Here is a 15,263-nt window from a genome sequence, read left to right as displayed (position 1 = left end):
GCTTAGAAGTTCACGCCGACGCTGAGCGCAACGAAGTCGCGGTCATCCACGGTGGTGTACTTGCCGTCGAAGAAGTTGGTGTAGGCCAGGCTCGCGGTGTAGGTGTTCTGGTACTCGGCATCGACACCGAGGCTGACCGCCTTGCGGCCTTCCTCGAAGTTGCCGCCAGGGCCAGGGGAGTAACCTTCCACGTCATGGGACCAGGCAACGTTCGGCTTGAGGTTCACACCGGCAAACACGTCGTTGTATTCCCAGATGGCACGACCGCGGTAGCCCCACGAAGTCGCGGTGGTGAAGCCTTCGTCGTTGCAGTTGCGGCTGCGGTTGTTGGTCGGCGTACCCGGGCCGGCACCGTTGATGGTGCTGGTGTTGAGCGCCACGCAGGTATCGAGCGCGCCAGAAGGTGGCAACTCACCCGGGCCGTAGACCGGATCGCGGCCATAACGAACATCGGAAGTGCTTTCCAGGCCACCGACGTGGGTCACGCCCACTTCGCCCACCAGGGTCAGTCGGCTGGCGCCCATGACCTGGTCGAAGAAGTGCGTCAGGGTGGTCTGGAACTGGGTGATTTCCTTGCGACGATACCCGTGCAGGTCCTGACCCGGCACGCCGGTCAGCAACGATGCATTGGTCAATGGGTTATTCGGGTTGTTATTGCCCAAAGGACGCACACCGGAGAACAGGATATCGGTGGAGTTGAGCTGCACCGGAGCGTTCGGACGGTAACTGATCTCACCGCTCCACGCCGTACCGGTAGGCAGGGTGGTGGAGAAGCTCAAGCCATACAGGCGAATGTCCTCGGGGTATTCGATGAAGTATTGCGAATTGCCTGCCACCAGCAGTGGCCCGAGTGCCGCGAACGGGCCTGGGAGCCCCGCTGCCGTGTTGTAGACCGATTGCGGCGCACCCGTGGCGCTGAAGATCGGTGCACGGCTGTGGTAGTTCATGAAGTAAGCGCCGAACTCGGTGTCCAGCGGATCGAACATGTACTTGAGGGATGCGCCCCACTGACCGCTGTCGCGGGCATCACGATCCGGGCCACGACGCACCAGAACACCCTCTTCGTTGACGTCGACGCCGTTGGCGGCCAAAGGCCCCAGGGCAATGGCCGGAATTTGCGAACGCTTGTTCAGCACACGCAGGTTGTCGTTACAGCCGTCGGCAACGATGTCCGGCTGGGAGAAGAACGTGCCGCAGTTGTCGACGACGGTCTGGTCCCATTCAATTTGATAGAACGCTTCGGCCGAGAGGTTTTCGGTCAGGCTCTGGGACACATAGAACATGTTGACCGGGATCAGGCCTTCCTTGATCTCGGCACCCGGACGACGGAACGCAGACACGTCGATCGGGTTGATCGAGTTGATGCCGCCACCGATGAAGGTACTTTCACCCCAGCTCACCACCTGCTTGCCCAGACGTACGGAGCCTGGTTGATCGGCAATCGAGTAGTTGTGGTAGACGAAGGCATCGAGGATCTGGCCGCCGGCGGACTTGGCGCCTTCCTTGCGGCCCGCGTCGCTGATGTCCTTGAACGGACGGCTTTCGTCCTTCAGTTCAAAGTCGTACCAGTATTTGCCACGGACAAAAACACCGGTATCGCCGTATTTCAGTTCAAGGTCATGGATGCCCTTGAAGATCTTCGAGAAGGTTTCCCCGCTCTTGAAGTTCAGGTGACCGTCATCAGAAGTCTGGGACAGACCCTTGCCGCCGTTGTTGACACCAATGAGGTTCTTGTTGGCACTTTCGGTAGACCAACTGGCACCGAGCGACAGGGATGAGTCGAACTGACCTTCGATTTCACCGATGTTGAAACTGACGCCGAATGCTGGCCCGGCGAGCGTAGAGGCAAGACTGACAGCCAGGGGCAGCTTCGCCCGGCGCCAGAACTGGTTTACTGATGTCATCGACGCTACTCCATGTGCATTTTATTTTTATGGCATTGAGCACTTCTAAAAACGCTGTGGATAACCGGGAGCCATGGCATCCCAAAGTCATTCCAAAGTTGCATCGCCCCGGTTCGTGCGGTTGCCCCGTTCTTAAAAATCCTTGAGCGGACTATAGCCAGCAGGTAGTAGTGCTTGATCCCTCTAAAGTGTGATTTGCAGTTGCCAGCCACTCTGGAACAGTCCTTTCGCCAGTCCGACACCCGTCGGCACGGCAAGGATGGCTGAAAATTTCGATTTGACAAGCCAAGCGCTTGCTTGGTGGGGCTGGCGTGCCCTTTCGGGCACGCCGGGAGGTGCTTAAAGCGTCGAAAGGAAGGTGCTGTTGGTGGCCTGCCATTCGCTGATGTCGACACGAATGCGCTTCTTGTCGAGTTTGCCGACGCTGGTCTTGGGAATTTCAGTAACAAGGGCGATCTGGCTCGGAATCGCCCACTTGCTCAGGTGCCCCAGCTCCACAAAAGGCTTGAGGTGTTCCTTGAGTTCCCTCGCCCCGATGACGTGCCCCTCACGGACTACGAGCAGGGCAAATGGCCGCTCTCCCCACTGCGGATCAGGGATCCCCACCACTGCTACCTCACGTACCGCCACATGACGACTGATCAGGTCTTCCAGGTCCAGGGAGGAGATCCACTCGCCACCGGTCTTGATCACGTCCTTGATGCGGTCACGAATGTCGATCACCCCCATGCTGTCCAGGGTCGCCACATCGCCGGTGTGCAGCCAGCCTCCGGCCCAGAGCTCGGCGCCCTTCTGCGGCTCGTTGAAATAGCCCTCGGTCAGCCAGGGTGCGCGCAACACCAGTTCGCCCTGGGTCTCGCCGTCGGCGGGCAGGAAGTTGCCCTCGGTGTCGACGATCGCTGCCTCCACCAGCGGCCCGGGCACACCGGCCTTGATCCGGTAGGTGGTGCGTTCGTCTTCGGTGCCGGCCATCAACTCATCGTTCAAGTGCGCGCACGAGACCAGTGGCCCGGTTTCCGACATGCCGTAGGCGGCGGTCAACTGAATGCCCTTGGCCTTGGCCGCCTCGTACAGCGTGCGGTTCAGGGCGCTGCCGCCGATGACGATTTTCCAGCCGCCGAAGTCGACGTTCTGCGCAGCCTTGGCATTGAGGACCATCTGCAAAATGGTCGGCACGCAATGGGAGAACGTGACCTTCTCCTTGCGCCACAACTCCACCAGGTACTCCGGATCATAGCGGCCGGGGTACACCTGCTTGAGTCCGAGCATGGTCGCCACATACGGCAAGCCCCAGGCGTGGACGTGGAACATCGGGGTGATCGGCATGTACACGTCGCTGGTACCCAGCAGGCGCACGCTGTCGATCGCGCCCATGATGGTCGACACGCCCATGGTGTGCAGCACCAGTTGCCGATGGGTGAAGTACACGCCCTTGGGATTGCCGGTGGTGCCGGTGGTGTAGAACGTGGTCGCGACCGAGTTTTCGTCGAAATCCTGGAAATCGTACTGCGGGCTCGCTGCGGCCAACAGTTGTTCGTATTCGCCGACGAGGTTCGGCAGGTCCGCGGTTTTTTCCGGCAGATCCGTCAGCAACAGGGTTTTGTCGACCGTGGTCAGATGCCCTTCGATGGCCTTGTAGAGGCCGACGAACTCACTGTTGACCAGCACAAAGCGGTCCTCGGCGTGGTTCATGGTGTAGAGGATCTGTTCCGGCGACAGGCGCACGTTGATGGTGTGGATCACCGCGCCGATCATCGGAATGGCGAACATGCACTCCAGGTAACGATGGCTGTCCCAGTCCATCACACCCACGGCATCCCCGGGCTTGACCCCGGCCGCTGTCAGTACGTTGGCCAGGCGGGCCACCCGTTCGATCAGGGTCGGGTAGCTGTAGCGCAGCTTGTCGCGGTAGATGATCTCGCGGGTTTTCTCATAACGGGCACCGGACATCAGCAGCCGCTTGATCAGCAGCGGGTATTGGTAAGCGCCTTCGGCCGGGGGGATAACGCGAGTCTGCAACATAAGAATCCCTTTTTCTGACTGCACGGACGTGACTGAAAGTACGCACTGTAGTGCCCCTGATCGTCAGCCAAATCAGCCAAAGGAATGATTTGCAGAGCCCCGCAAATACTAGCATTGCGCCAGCACCGGTCATTTATTACGCACTGTAGGAGCTACCGCAGGCTGCGATCTTTTGATCTTCGACAATTCTGGAGTTGCTGAAGAACAAGATCAAAAGATCGCAGCCTGCGGCAGCTCCTACAGGAAATCACCTTTGATCAATGCATCTCGGTAAAAGCGAGCTTCACGCCAATCGCAATCAGCACAGCGCCCATGGTCCGGTCGAACCAGTGCCCCATGCGCGCGAAACCGGCGCGTACGCGCTGCTGGCTGAACAACATCGCCACCAGGCAGAACCAGGCGGCCGTTGCGCCGGCCAGGTAAACCCCGTAACCGGCCTGCACGGCCAGCGGCGTGTGCGGATTGATTACCACAGTGAACAGCGAGAGGAAGAACAGTGTGGCTTTCGGGTTGAGACCGTTGGTGACGAAACCCGAGGTGAAGGCGCCACGAGCCGTGCGCTCGCCGGCTTCCTTGTGCAGATCGTCCGCCACAGGTTTGGCCGGCTGCGCGCGCAGCGCCTTGTAACCGATGTACAGCAGGTAAGCGGCGGCGGCCCATTTCAAGGCATTGAACAGCACGATCGACTGGGACACGATCAGGCCGATACCCAACAGTGAATAACCCACATGCAGGAAAATCGCCGTCCCCACACCCAGCGCGGTCCAGGTACCCGCGCGGCGACCGTGGGTAACACTTTCACGTACCACCACGGCAAAGTCCGGGCCGGGGCTGGCCACGGCCAGCAAGTGAATCAGGGCAACGGTCAAGAACTCTGTCCAGTACATGTGGGGCTCCTTCAGGCCAAGCGTAACTAGTTATTTCATCTGGTAGGCTCGGCAGATTACGCCTTCAGTTCAATGCACAAAAGGTACAGTTGATGACGAATACTCGCCGCGCCGTTTTCCTCGACCACCCGTCCCTGGACCTCGGCGACCTTGACCTCAACCCGCTGCGCAGTTGTTTCAGCGAATTGCAGCTGTTCGCCCAGACCTTGCCCGATCAAGTCATCGAACACCTCAAGGGCGCCACCGTCGCCATCAGCAACAAGATCCTGATCGACGCCGCCGCCATGGCTGCCAGCCCTGACCTCAAGCTGATCCTGATCACCGCCACCGGCACCAACAACGTCGACCTCGCTGCCGCCCGCGCCCACGGGATCACCGTGTGTAACTGCCAGGGTTATGGCACGCCGTCGGTGGCGCAGCACACGATCATGCTGCTGCTCAACCTGGCCACGCGCCTGGCCGATTATCAGAAGGCCGTCGGCGCGGGCCGCTGGCAACAGGCCAAACAGTTCTGCTTGCTGGACTACCCGATTGTCGAACTCGAAGGCAAAACCCTTGGCCTGCTGGGTCACGGCGAATTGGGCGGCGCCGTCGCACGGCTGGCTGAAGCCTTCGGCATGCGCGTGCTGCTGGGGCAGATTCCCGGACGCCCTGCCCGCCCGGACCGCCTGCCACTGGATGAACTGCTGCCGCAAGTGGATGCCCTGACCCTGCACTGCCCGCTCAACGAACACACCCGTCACTTCATCGGCGCCCGCGAACTGGCCTCGATGAAACCCGAAGCGTTCGTGATCAACACCGCACGCGGCGGCCTGATCGACGAACAGGCGCTGGCCGATGCCTTGCGCAACGGTCATCTGGGCGGCGCCGCCACTGACGTGCTGAGCGTTGAGCCTCCCGTCAACGGCAATCCACTGCTGGCCCACGACATCCCGCGCCTGATCGTCACCCCGCACAACGCCTGGGGCAGCCGTGAAGCGCGCCAGCGGATCGTCGGCCAGGTGACCGAAAACGCACTGGGATACTTCAGCGGTAAGGCGCTGCGGGTCGTCAGTTGATAAACTGCGGCACTTTTTTTCACGGGAGCAGTTATGGATCCGCGCAGTGAAGTACTGCTTCGCCAGGCCGAGTTATTCCAGGGTTCGGTGCTGTTGGCCGGTTTGCCCGCCGACGACCTGCTGGGCCGCCTGCCCGATGCCCATGGCTGGTGCTGGCACGCCGGCGATCAGACCGCGCTGGACGCCCGCTTCGACGGGCGCAGCCACTTTGGCGTGAACGCGCCGGAGCGCGGGTTCGATAGCGCCGTGGTCTTTCTGCCCAAGGCCAAGGACCTGACCGACTACATCCTCAACGCCCTCGCCTCGCGGCTGGCCGGCCGCGAGCTGTATCTGGTCGGCGAGAAAAAAAGCGGCATCGAAGGTGCCGCCAAACAACTCAACCCGTTCGGCAAGCCACGCAAACTCGACAGCGCGCGCCACTGCCAACTCTGGCAGGTCACTGTGGCCAACGCGCCTGACGCCAAGCCGCTGGAAAGCCTGGCGCAGACCTACGAACTGCCGCTGGCCGAAGGCCCGTTGAAGGTCATCAGCCTGCCAGGGGTGTTCAGTCATGGTCGCCTCGATCGCGGCAGCGCGCTGCTGCTGGAACACCTGGACAAACTGCCCAGCGGACACCTGCTCGATTTCGGTTGCGGCGCCGGGGTTCTGGGCGCCGCAGTGAAACGTCGTTACCCACACAACCAGGTCACGATGCTGGATGTGGATGCCTTCGCCGCTGCCAGCAGTCGCCTGACCCTGGCTGCCAATGGTCTGGAAGCCGAGGTGATTACCGGTGACGGAATCGATGCCGCCCCGATGGGTTTGAGTGCGATTTTGAGCAATCCTCCGTTCCATGTCGGCGTGCACACCGACTATTTCGCAACGGAGAACTTGCTGCGAAAAGCGGCCAAACATCTGAAAAACGGTGGTGAACTTCGCCTGGTAGCGAACAGCTTCCTGAAGTATCAGCCATTGATCGAAGAGCACCTTGGCGTGTGCGCGATCAAGGCCGAAGGACAGGGCTTCAGAATCTACCGGGCAAAACGCGGCTGAGATTTTTTTGAAAAAGAAGGCTTGCCGAATGGGTTTCGCAAAGGCAGAATCCGCTCCGTCCTAGGGGAGTAGTCTCCCACGAGCGCCACGCTCGTCCGGCATGCGTCAACATACTTGGTCCTCAGACCATGGCGCATGCGACCCAAGCATCCACATCAGATGGATCGCAGGGTTTGACAAGACCTATGACACGCACACCTTACCCGGGGCGGGAAGGCTGTACGTGTCATAGCCGTGTCGACCCGCCCCTTAGGAAAACTCCTGATGCTGGATTCACTACTCGTACCCACCGCAATCGTTGCCTTGGCCGAAATCGGCGACAAGACGCAACTGCTCGCGCTCATTCTTGCCGCCCGCTTCCGCAAGCCCTGGCCGATCATCGCCGGTATCGTTGCCGCGACCCTGGCCAACCATGCGGCCGCCGGTGCAGTCGGTGCCTGGGTGGGCAGTTTCTTCTCGGATACGATGCTGCACTGGATCCTTGCCGCGAGCTTCGCCGCGACCGCCCTGTGGACCCTGGTGCCGGACAAGATGGATGACGACGAGGCCAGCACCGCCCGCAAGTTCGGGCCGTTCCTGACCACGCTGATCGCGTTCTTCCTGGCGGAAATCGGCGACAAGACTCAGATCGCGACCGTGATGCTGGCTGCGCAATATCCGGAGTTGTGGCTGGTGATCATCGGCACCACCGCCGGCATGCTGATTGCCAACGTACCGGTGGTTCTGGCGGGTAACTTTGCCGCAGACAAGCTGCCACTGACCCTGATCCGTCGACTGGCGGCGTCGGCGTTCTTCATCCTGGCGATTGTCGCGGTGTACAAGGCGATGCAGAGCAGTGGGTGGGTTTGACCCAATAGGTCGTTAGACCGCGTATCGTTCTTCGCGAGCAGGCTCGCTCCCACATTTGGGATGCATTCCCCTGTGGGAGCGAGCCTGCTCGCGATGAGGGCCTTATTGACGAAGAATTGACATCAAGATTTCTTGGCCTGCTCATACAACGGCATAACCTTCGGAATCGCCGCCTGCAACGCCGCAGTCCGGCTGCTCGAAGACGGGTGCGTGCTGAGGAACTCCGGCGGAGCACCTTCACTGGCCTTGCTCATCTTGTTCCACAGGGTGATCGCGGCGTTCGGGTTGTAGCCGGCGCGGGCAGCCAACTCCAGGCCGATCAGGTCCGCCTCGTTTTCATTGGCACGGCTGTTGGGCAAGGTCATGCCGTAGTTGGCTACAGCGTCCGCCAGGGCCAGGCTGTCCTGGCCCAACCCGAGCAACGCACCAGCACCCTGCTTGGCCATTTCGATACCGTATGCCTTGGACATCGCCTCACGACCGTGCTCGCGCAGGGCGTGGGCGATTTCATGACCCATGACCGCGGCGAGTTCATCGTCAGTGAGTTGAAGACTGTCGATCAGGCCGGTGTAGACAAAGATTTTGCCGCCAGGACCACAGTTGGCATTGAGCTCGTCACTCTTGATCAGGTTCACTTCCCACTTCCACTGGGCCGCGTCCGGACGAAAGTTCGGTGCCTGGGCGATCAGCCGGTCGGCAATGACCTGAACACGCTTGGCATCGCTGCTGGTCTTGTCCAGCACGCCTTTGCTGCTCGCCTCACTCACAGTCTTTGTATAGGACTGGGCGTACATCTGGTCGACCTCCTGGGAGGACAACATGCTGAACATGTACTGCTTGCGCTCAACGCCCACAGCACCACCACTGGTGGTATTGACCGACTGGCAGCCAGCGAGCAGCAGACCTGCGCTCAGCGCACATAGAGCCAATGTCTTGTTCATCGAAAAACTCCCTGAAAACATGCCGGGTATCCTAGGCGTGGAATGGTATCGACGCCAGATACAATAGACATAAGACGCGCAATTCAGGCAAAGCTCTCATCAAAGCAGAAAAAAATTCACATTCCGGGGCGAGCCGCAGCCCGTCACGCCGCGCATTGATTCATTTGCGACATCCGCCACGCAAAAACAGCCATTTCAACGACTCGCGCTCATGCCCGCCCGATACCCTGCCGATACACCTCCGCAGACGTCCTTTCGCGTGCGGAGCCCCCATGAAATTCAAGTCGATCCAGTTTTCCGTGGCGGCCCTTGCCGGCGCAATTGTCCTTAGTGTCGTGGCAGCGCTGGTGGTGTACGCGCTGTTTTCCGGGGCCCGGACGCAGGACATGGTCCAGGAACGGACCCAGGCCCAGTTCGAGCAAGTCATCGAACAACGCCTGACGTCCCTGGCGCAGACCCAGGTCAGCCAGATCCAGCGTGAACTCGAAGCACCGCTGCTGATCGCCGGCGGACTGGTGCGGGTCAACGCCCTGATCGGCACACCCGGTGCCGATGGCCAGCCCGCCCTGAGCCTCAGCCGTGAGCAACTGATCGGCCTGATCAAGGAAAACGTGGTCAAGAACCCGAAGATCCTCGGCACCTACATCGGTTGGGAAAAAGACGCACTGGACCACAACGATGCGGCCTACGTCGGCACCCAGGTGGTCGGCATCGACGCCAGCAACGGGCGCTTCCTGCCCTGGTGGTTCCGCAACGACGACGGCACCCTGGGCCTGGACAAACTGGTGGACGTCGACGACCAGAAAACCCTGTCCACCGGCGTGCGCGCCAGCGAGTACTACCTGTGCTCGAAAGAAACCGGAAAATCCTGCGTGATCGATCCGGCGCCTTATAAGGTGGGCGACAAAATCGTCATGCTCGCCTCCTTTATTGAACCGATTATGCTCAACGGTGCCTTCCAGGGCATCGTCGGCGCCGACCTGTCGGTGAACTTCATTCAGGAAATGCTCCTGGGCGCCAACCAGAAACTCTACAGCGGCGCCGGGGAAATGGCCCTGATCGGCGGCAATGGCCGCATCGTTGCCTACACCAAGGATCCGAGCAAATTCGGCGAAAAAGTCAGCGATATCCTCGACAGCAAGCAGATTGCCAACATGGCCAATCTCAAGCGCGGCGAAGTCACCTATACCGTCGACAAGGCCCAGGGCCGGATCGAGTTGTACCTGCCGTTCGGCATTGGCCAGACCGATGCGCGCTGGACCCTGATGCTGCAATTGCCGCTGAACGCGGTCATGGCCGACCTGCAAAAACTCCAGGCAGACCTGGATGCGCAGCGTAAATCCGACACCTTCGGCATGGCGATGGTCGGCCTGGTGATTGCCGGTATCGGTTTGCTGGTGATCTGGCTGGTGGGCCACGGCATCGCCCGTCCGCTCAAGCAGATGGTGGCCATGCTCGACGATATCGCCCAGGGCGAAGGCGACCTGACCCGGCGCCTGACCAGCGACCGCGCCGATGAACTGGGTTCGATCGCCAAAGGCTTCAACACCTTCCTGGCCAAGTTGCAGGCGATGATCACCCAGGTGGTGACGTCGGTGCAGAGCGTCAGCGATTCGTCGGAACACACCGCCGACATCGCCATCCGTACCAACACCGGCGTACACAAGCAAATGGCCGAGATCGATCAGGTGGCCACCGCCGTGCAGGAAATGACCGCCACCGCCCAGGACGTTGCGCGCAACGCGACCCAGGCCGCACAGGCCGCCAGCCATGCCGATCAAGCCGCCAGCCAAGGCATGCAGATCGTGCGCGACACCTCGAACTCGATTGGTGCCCTCGCCGTGGAGATCGGCCGGGCCGTCGGCGTGGTGCAGACCCTGGCCAAGGACAGCGAAAACATCAACGCCATCCTCACCGCCATTCGCGGAATCGCCGAGCAGACCAACCTGCTGGCCCTGAACGCAGCCATCGAAGCCGCCCGCGCCGGTGAACAGGGCCGGGGGTTTGCCGTGGTGGCCGACGAGGTGCGCAACCTGGCGCAGAAGACACAAAAGGCCACCGAAGAAATCCAGGCCATGATCCAGCAACTGCAGCAAGGCACGCGGGATGTGGTGCGAGTCATGGAAGACAGCCAGAACCGCACGGACGAAAGCGTACTGCACGCATCGAAGGCTGCCGAAGCACTGGAGACCATTACTCAGGCGGTGTCGGTGATCAACGACATGAACACCCAGATCGCCAGCGCGGCCGAGGAGCAAAGTGCGGTGGCGGACGACATCAACCGCAACGTGATCAACATCGGCCAGGTGGCCAATGAAGTGGCCGGCGGTGCGGATGAGTCGAGTGCGGCCAGTGCGGACTTGACCAAGCTGGCGGAACAGCAGCGGCGGTTGATCAATCAGTTCAGGGTTTAAGTGTTGCCGGAAGGTCCTGCGGACCTTATCGCGAGCAGGCTCGCTCCCACATTGGAATGCATTTCAACTGTGGGAGCGAGCCTGCTCGCGAAAGGGCCAGAACTGGCGCCGGACTAACCCGGGGTGAGACACTCCGGCCCATTGAGCTTCGGATCATTCACCATGTTGGCCAGCACCCGTTCGCGCAACGCGGCAGGCTCGCTGGCCAGCAAGGCTTGCAAAGCATGCAACGGTGTCTCGGGATCGAGCCACGCGGCCTGCCCCGCCTCATCAAGAATCAGCGGCCGCCGCTGGCTCGCCGCTGGCTGTGTAATCACGGCGGTACTCAGCCACACCTGCTCCTGTACCGGATACGCCTCCCAGATCGCCGCAAAAAACAATGACGAGCCCTCCCCCGGTGTCAGCCAGTACGGGCGCTTGCGCGTCGTCCCGCGCCATTCGTAGAAGCCATTGGCCGGCAACAGGCAGCGGCGCTCGCGCAAGGCCTGGCGAAACATTGGCTGCTCGGCAACGGTTTCGGCGCGGGCATGGGCCGGGGTGCGGGACAGATCGGTCAGCCAGGGTGGCGTCAGGCCCCAGCGGGCGCGGGCAAGCGAGCGCTGACCGTCAGGCTCGGCCCGCAGCATCAACACCGAATCATTCGGGGAAATGTTCCACTGCGCCTTCTGGTCGGCGGGAAAACCGGGCAGGGCCGCGAAGGCAGGGTTCCAGCGAAACAGGGCATAACGTCCACACATGGGGCAACACGGCTCTTGATCAAACGAACGCCAGCCTAACAGACCAGCGTGCCGGGAAAGCTGTCCGGTTCATCGCCGGACAGCGGCAGCGCTGCATTGTACGCGGTGATCAGCTCGCGGGCGTATTCGGCCTGGTCGTTCTCGACCGACAGCCCGAGCAGGCCATAGATCGGCAACTCCCCGGAGCCGCCGAGCAAATCACGGCCCACCAGATGCGCCTCGATACCCTCGCTGGCGAGCATGCCTTGCAGCAACTCGCCTTCCATCAGGTTTTCCGGATCGTAGATGCGCTGCATACACGCCCCTCATTCGTTTTCGCTGAACACTTCGAGATGCCATTCCTCTTCATGAACCTGCAACACGAAGGTTATCGGCCGGCAGCACACCTGACAGTCCTCGATGTAGGTCTGATCGCCACCGGACAAATCCAGAGTAGTCTCTACCTCCTCACCACAATACGGACATTCATACACTGCGTTTTCCAGCATCGCGGTCTCCCAGGTGACTTGTGCGTATAATCGCCGGTCTATTTGCAGGGCTATTTTTGTCTGGCTACTTTTTCAGACCGTGCCCCGCCGGTTTTCGAACAAAACCTTTACTTACCCTAGCCGTTTCTAACAAGAGAGCATGATGGGCGAATTCGATGCCATCCGACCTTACGACGACAGCGAAGTCCCAGCGGTGCTGGACCGGCTGCTCGGCGACAAGGCGTTTCTAGATATCCTCACCCACTTCCGCTTCCCGCGTTTTGCCGGCGCTTTAGGCTGGGCGCTCAAACCTCTTATAGCCCATCGGCTGCGCCGTGAGTTTGCCGGCGTGACCTGTGTGGCCACGTTACAGGACAAAGTCGAGGTTTACGTCGACCACACCATCGAGCGCGCCACCGACGGTGTCACTTATACCGGGGTGGAGCAATTCAAGTCCGGCAGTGCCTACCTGTTTATCGCCAACCACCGCGATATCGTGATGGACCCGGCCTTCGTCAACTACGCCGTGTACCACGCCGGCCTGCCGACCCCGCGCATCGCCATTGGCGACAACCTGCTGCAAAAGCCTTTCGTCAGCGACCTGATGCGCCTGAACAAGAGCTTCATCGTGCACCGCTCGATCAGCGGTCGCCGGGAGAAAATGGCGGCCTATCAATTGCTGTCGGCGTATATCAACCATTCGATCCGCAACGATTGCGCCTCGATCTGGATCGCCCAGGCCGAGGGCCGCGCCAAGGACGGTGACGACCGTACCGAATCGGCGATCCTCAAGATGTTCCACATGAGCCGCAAGGACGAGCCGTTCGGCGAAGTCATTCAGTCGTTGAACCTGACCCCGGTGTCGATCAGCTACGAGTACGACCCCTGCGATCAGGCCAAGGCCCGCGAACTTTACATCCGCGCCACCACCGGCAGCTACACCAAGGTGCCGGGCGAGGATGACGTGAGCATCGCCAAGGGCATCACTGGCTACAAGGGCCGGGTACATGTGAACTTTGCCGCACCGATCACCGAACTGTTCGAAGACACCAAGCAATTGGCGGTCGAGATGGACAAGCAAATCCTCAGCGGCTATCGCTTGTTCCCGGTGCACTACCTGGCTTACGCGCAGTGGAAAGACGCTGATCCGCAGTTGCAGGTGCCGAAGGCCGCCGAGGTGTTCCCGGCCGAAGAACTGGCCAAGGCCCAGGAAGAATGGCAACGCCGCCTGGACGCTTGCCCGCAAGAGCATCGTCCATACCTGGTGCTGCAATATGCGACGCCGGTGCGTAATCAGTACCGGGTGAAGGCAGGGTTGTCGCTGTAAGCGGTTTGGCTGGATACGATTTTTTAATCAAGATCAAAAGATCGCAGCCTTCGGCAGCTCCTACAGGGGATTGATGTACACCTGTAGGAGCTGCCGAAGGCTGCGATCTTTTGCTTTGAAAAGGTTCAGACTTGAGTGCTGATCCAGGACACCAGCAACGCCATCCCCATGCAGGCAAAACCGAAGATGTAGAAAAACCGGTTCATGCGCAAGGTCGCCCAATCCAGCGTGGGCTCTACGTTCGGGCTGCTCTGGCGCTGCGCCTGCAAACTGGCCATCGCTCGCAGTTCGCGGCGACGGGTGGCGTGCAGCAACCAGCCGCCCGGGAAGGCAAAGAGCAAGGCCAGCAGATTGATCAGTTTGGCGGGATGGGCGGTAAACAGCGTCATCAAGTGCAGCGACATCACAAACCTCAAGTCAAACAGGTAGCAGTTGCCGGACGGGCCACCGCGGCGCGGATTCTACCGAAAGCCTGCACCCCTGCCCTCTGTTTCCGACAAATAACGAAGCTTTTGATCAATGGCTGTCCTGAGTCACGGCTTCGTCATCTGTATCGGCGAACATGCGCGTCCCGAAACCGACACGGATCACGTCATGCTCCACGCCGAAAACCAGGATCGTCTCTACCTCATCACCCCCAGCGAAGAACAGCAAGCCCTCGTCGGCAGCCTCGCCTTCAACGTTCAGGATCGCCACTGGCTGGTGTATTGCGCCTTGGGTGGGCATCAGCATGCGGATTTGCCGGAGGCGGATTTGCTGACGGGCGTGAGCGTGCTGGATTTTTACTCGCAGGCTGCCTGATAACGCCCTTGTGACGACACCGTCCTCCTGACGACATTCTTCTGACGACACCGTCCTGTAGGAGCTGCCGCAGGCTGCGATCTTTTGATTTGTTTTTTGAGGGTTGAGCCGTCGAAGATCAAGATCAAGATCAAAAGATCGCAGCCTTCGGCAGCTCCTACGGGGCTCGCATTACTCGCCCAGAATCTGCCCTACGGTCGGGTCCTTGAACAGGCGGGTCAACGCATCGCTCAGCACATCGCTGACCAGCTTGGTGTTGGTTTCCTGGTTCGGCGCCATGCCGAAGCGCTGATCCAGGGACGAACCATAACGGCCGCTGTAGCGACGGTTGGCGTTCTGCACATCCGAGCGGAACGTCGCGCCGATGGTGGCCTCGGTCACGTACATGCCTTCCTTGGGCGACTGGTACTTCAACTCTGCCAGGGTCACGGTCAGTTGCGGCGCATTCATGGCGTTGTTTGTCGGGGTAAAGCCCAACAGACGCACGGCGGCTTCAGCCTGGGCCTGCAGCTTCGGCAGGATCTGCGCGCCCTGCACGGTGATCGCGCTGGTCTCCGGGTACAGGCCACCACGGGTGCCCAGCGTCGGCGACGGGCGACCGTCCACGACACGCACCACGACGGGCTGGCCATGGCCGACCGGGGCCAACTGGGCGGTCAGCTTGGGTTCCGGGCTCAGTTGTTGCGGGCTGTGGGCGCAGCCAACCAGGCTCAAACTGGTCACAGTGATCAAACCGAACAACAGGCGTTGCAACATGCTCTTCTCTCCAGAATCAGGCACAAACAGGCCGGCAGTATAGCGGTGCGCCACTGCGGGGAACCAGC

15 protein-coding genes, 1 pseudogene and 1 riboswitch are annotated in these 15,263 nt (G+C 60.7%); of the genes and pseudogenes, 7 read left to right on the top strand and 9 right to left on the bottom strand.

Translation table 11 applies throughout. The features are described 5' to 3' along the window. Positions 1 to 2: 2 nt before the first annotated feature. From AC3WJW_RS15075 to AC3WJW_RS15065, 3 genes are all read right to left on the bottom strand, one after another. The gene (locus AC3WJW_RS15075) at positions 3 to 1,904 is read right to left on the bottom strand and encodes a DUF1302 domain-containing protein (RefSeq protein ID WP_493726557.1); all 1,902 of its coding nucleotides are present in this window, start codon (positions 1,902 to 1,904) and stop codon (positions 3 to 5) included. A 339-nt stretch (positions 1,905 to 2,243) separates the two neighbouring features. Next, positions 2,244 to 3,926: a fatty acid--CoA ligase gene (locus AC3WJW_RS15070; protein ID WP_102673408.1), complete on the bottom strand. Its 1,683-nt coding sequence runs from the start codon at positions 3,924 to 3,926 to the stop codon at positions 2,244 to 2,246. Positions 3,927 to 4,183: 257 nt separating this feature from the next. Then, a complete protein-coding gene (locus tag AC3WJW_RS15065; protein WP_104449380.1) occupies positions 4,184 to 4,813 on the bottom strand; it encodes a LysE family translocator in 630 nt (209 codons plus the stop codon). Positions 4,814 to 4,905: 92 nt separating this feature from the next. Here AC3WJW_RS15065 and AC3WJW_RS15060 point away from each other — a divergent pair, with 92 nt between their 5' ends. The 3 genes from AC3WJW_RS15060 to AC3WJW_RS15050 all read left to right on the top strand — a co-directional run bounded on the left by AC3WJW_RS15060 (position 4,906) and on the right by AC3WJW_RS15050 (position 7,752). Next, positions 4,906 to 5,871, top strand: a complete 966-nt coding sequence (locus AC3WJW_RS15060; protein ID WP_493726556.1) for a 2-hydroxyacid dehydrogenase — start codon at positions 4,906 to 4,908, stop codon at positions 5,869 to 5,871. Positions 5,872 to 5,904: 33 nt separating this feature from the next. Then, positions 5,905 to 6,903 (top strand): methyltransferase, encoded by a 999-nt coding sequence (locus tag AC3WJW_RS15055; RefSeq protein WP_493726555.1) that lies wholly within the window; start codon positions 5,905 to 5,907, stop codon positions 6,901 to 6,903. Between the two features lie 50 nt (positions 6,904 to 6,953). Then, positions 6,954 to 7,078, top strand: a riboswitch (yybP-ykoY riboswitch). Between the two features lie 89 nt (positions 7,079 to 7,167). Then, positions 7,168 to 7,752: a TMEM165/GDT1 family protein gene (locus tag AC3WJW_RS15050; protein WP_007972537.1), complete on the top strand. Its 585-nt coding sequence runs from the start codon at positions 7,168 to 7,170 to the stop codon at positions 7,750 to 7,752. Between the two features lie 122 nt (positions 7,753 to 7,874). On the opposite strand, the gene AC3WJW_RS15045 is transcribed toward AC3WJW_RS15050, so the two are convergent. After that, complete coding sequence (locus AC3WJW_RS15045) at positions 7,875 to 8,693, bottom strand: M48 family metallopeptidase (protein ID WP_493726554.1); 819 nt, start codon at positions 8,691 to 8,693, stop codon at positions 7,875 to 7,877. Positions 8,694 to 8,965: 272 nt separating this feature from the next. Between AC3WJW_RS15045 and AC3WJW_RS15040 the strand changes: the two are divergent. Continuing rightward, positions 8,966 to 10,252: pseudogene (locus AC3WJW_RS15040) on the top strand (methyl-accepting chemotaxis protein); the annotation flags it as partial. A 12-nt stretch (positions 10,253 to 10,264) separates the two neighbouring features. Beyond that, complete coding sequence (locus tag AC3WJW_RS15035; protein ID WP_371321737.1) at positions 10,265 to 11,107, top strand: methyl-accepting chemotaxis protein; 843 nt, start codon at positions 10,265 to 10,267, stop codon at positions 11,105 to 11,107. 113 nt (positions 11,108 to 11,220) lie between these two features. On the opposite strand, the gene AC3WJW_RS15030 is transcribed toward AC3WJW_RS15035, so the two are convergent. Genes AC3WJW_RS15030 through AC3WJW_RS15020 form a run of 3 tightly spaced genes read right to left on the bottom strand, consistent with a single transcriptional unit; the run spans position 11,221 to position 12,332 of the window. Further along, on the bottom strand, positions 11,221 to 11,844 hold the full coding sequence (locus tag AC3WJW_RS15030) for an SOS response-associated peptidase (RefSeq protein WP_102701912.1): 624 nt from the start codon (positions 11,842 to 11,844) through the stop codon (positions 11,221 to 11,223). A 35-nt stretch (positions 11,845 to 11,879) separates the two neighbouring features. Further along, on the bottom strand, positions 11,880 to 12,140 hold the full coding sequence (locus AC3WJW_RS15025) for a putative signal transducing protein (RefSeq protein ID WP_007979315.1): 261 nt from the start codon (positions 12,138 to 12,140) through the stop codon (positions 11,880 to 11,882). 9 nt (positions 12,141 to 12,149) lie between these two features. Further along, positions 12,150 to 12,332, bottom strand: coding sequence for a CPXCG motif-containing cysteine-rich protein (locus AC3WJW_RS15020; RefSeq protein ID WP_008045984.1), 183 nt, complete (start codon positions 12,330 to 12,332; stop codon positions 12,150 to 12,152). A 142-nt stretch (positions 12,333 to 12,474) separates the two neighbouring features. Between AC3WJW_RS15020 and AC3WJW_RS15015 the strand changes: the two genes are divergently transcribed. Further along, on the top strand, positions 12,475 to 13,638 hold the full coding sequence (locus tag AC3WJW_RS15015) for a 1-acyl-sn-glycerol-3-phosphate acyltransferase (protein ID WP_493726553.1): 1,164 nt from the start codon (positions 12,475 to 12,477) through the stop codon (positions 13,636 to 13,638). A gap of 125 nt (positions 13,639 to 13,763) precedes the next feature. Here AC3WJW_RS15015 and AC3WJW_RS15010 read toward each other — a convergent pair whose 3' ends face one another. Further along, the gene (locus tag AC3WJW_RS15010; RefSeq protein WP_007979321.1) at positions 13,764 to 14,042 is read right to left on the bottom strand and encodes a hypothetical protein; all 279 of its coding nucleotides are present in this window, start codon (positions 14,040 to 14,042) and stop codon (positions 13,764 to 13,766) included. A gap of 190 nt (positions 14,043 to 14,232) precedes the next feature. Between AC3WJW_RS15010 and AC3WJW_RS15005 the strand changes: the two genes are divergently transcribed. Further along, entirely contained in the window at positions 14,233 to 14,439 is a 207-nt protein-coding gene (locus tag AC3WJW_RS15005; RefSeq protein WP_033052291.1) for a hypothetical protein, read from the top strand. 171 nt (positions 14,440 to 14,610) lie between these two features. Here the strand turns inward: AC3WJW_RS15005 and AC3WJW_RS15000 are convergent, their stop codons facing one another. Continuing rightward, positions 14,611 to 15,195, bottom strand: coding sequence for a YajG family lipoprotein (locus AC3WJW_RS15000; RefSeq protein ID WP_493726552.1), 585 nt, complete (start codon positions 15,193 to 15,195; stop codon positions 14,611 to 14,613). Between the last annotated feature and the right edge of the window lie 68 nt (positions 15,196 to 15,263).

This window comes from Pseudomonas sp. GW821-FHT07G06, assembly GCF_058986625.1.
Note: the sequence above shows the minus strand (reverse complement) of the source record. Positions and strands in the feature narration are given on the sequence as shown.

Coding starts and splice junctions, on each gene's coding strand:
- AC3WJW_RS15075 (WP_493726557.1), bottom strand. CDS start 1,904: ATGACATCAGTAAACCAGTTCTGGCGCCGGGCGAAGCTGCCCCTGGCT.
- AC3WJW_RS15070 (WP_102673408.1), bottom strand. CDS start 3,926: ATGTTGCAGACTCGCGTTATCCCCCCGGCCGAAGGCGCTTACCAATAC.
- AC3WJW_RS15065 (WP_104449380.1), bottom strand. CDS start 4,813: ATGTACTGGACAGAGTTCTTGACCGTTGCCCTGATTCACTTGCTGGCC.
- AC3WJW_RS15060 (WP_493726556.1), top strand. CDS start 4,906: ATGACGAATACTCGCCGCGCCGTTTTCCTCGACCACCCGTCCCTGGAC.
- AC3WJW_RS15055 (WP_493726555.1), top strand. CDS start 5,905: ATGGATCCGCGCAGTGAAGTACTGCTTCGCCAGGCCGAGTTATTCCAG.
- AC3WJW_RS15050 (WP_007972537.1), top strand. CDS start 7,168: ATGCTGGATTCACTACTCGTACCCACCGCAATCGTTGCCTTGGCCGAA.
- AC3WJW_RS15045 (WP_493726554.1), bottom strand. CDS start 8,693: ATGAACAAGACATTGGCTCTATGTGCGCTGAGCGCAGGTCTGCTGCTC.
- AC3WJW_RS15035 (WP_371321737.1), top strand. CDS start 10,265: ATGATCACCCAGGTGGTGACGTCGGTGCAGAGCGTCAGCGATTCGTCG.
- AC3WJW_RS15030 (WP_102701912.1), bottom strand. CDS start 11,844: ATGTGTGGACGTTATGCCCTGTTTCGCTGGAACCCTGCCTTCGCGGCC.
- AC3WJW_RS15025 (WP_007979315.1), bottom strand. CDS start 12,140: ATGCAGCGCATCTACGATCCGGAAAACCTGATGGAAGGCGAGTTGCTG.
- AC3WJW_RS15020 (WP_008045984.1), bottom strand. CDS start 12,332: ATGCTGGAAAACGCAGTGTATGAATGTCCGTATTGTGGTGAGGAGGTA.
- AC3WJW_RS15015 (WP_493726553.1), top strand. CDS start 12,475: ATGGGCGAATTCGATGCCATCCGACCTTACGACGACAGCGAAGTCCCA.
- AC3WJW_RS15010 (WP_007979321.1), bottom strand. CDS start 14,042: ATGTCGCTGCACTTGATGACGCTGTTTACCGCCCATCCCGCCAAACTG.
- AC3WJW_RS15005 (WP_033052291.1), top strand. CDS start 14,233: ATGCTCCACGCCGAAAACCAGGATCGTCTCTACCTCATCACCCCCAGC.
- AC3WJW_RS15000 (WP_493726552.1), bottom strand. CDS start 15,195: ATGTTGCAACGCCTGTTGTTCGGTTTGATCACTGTGACCAGTTTGAGC.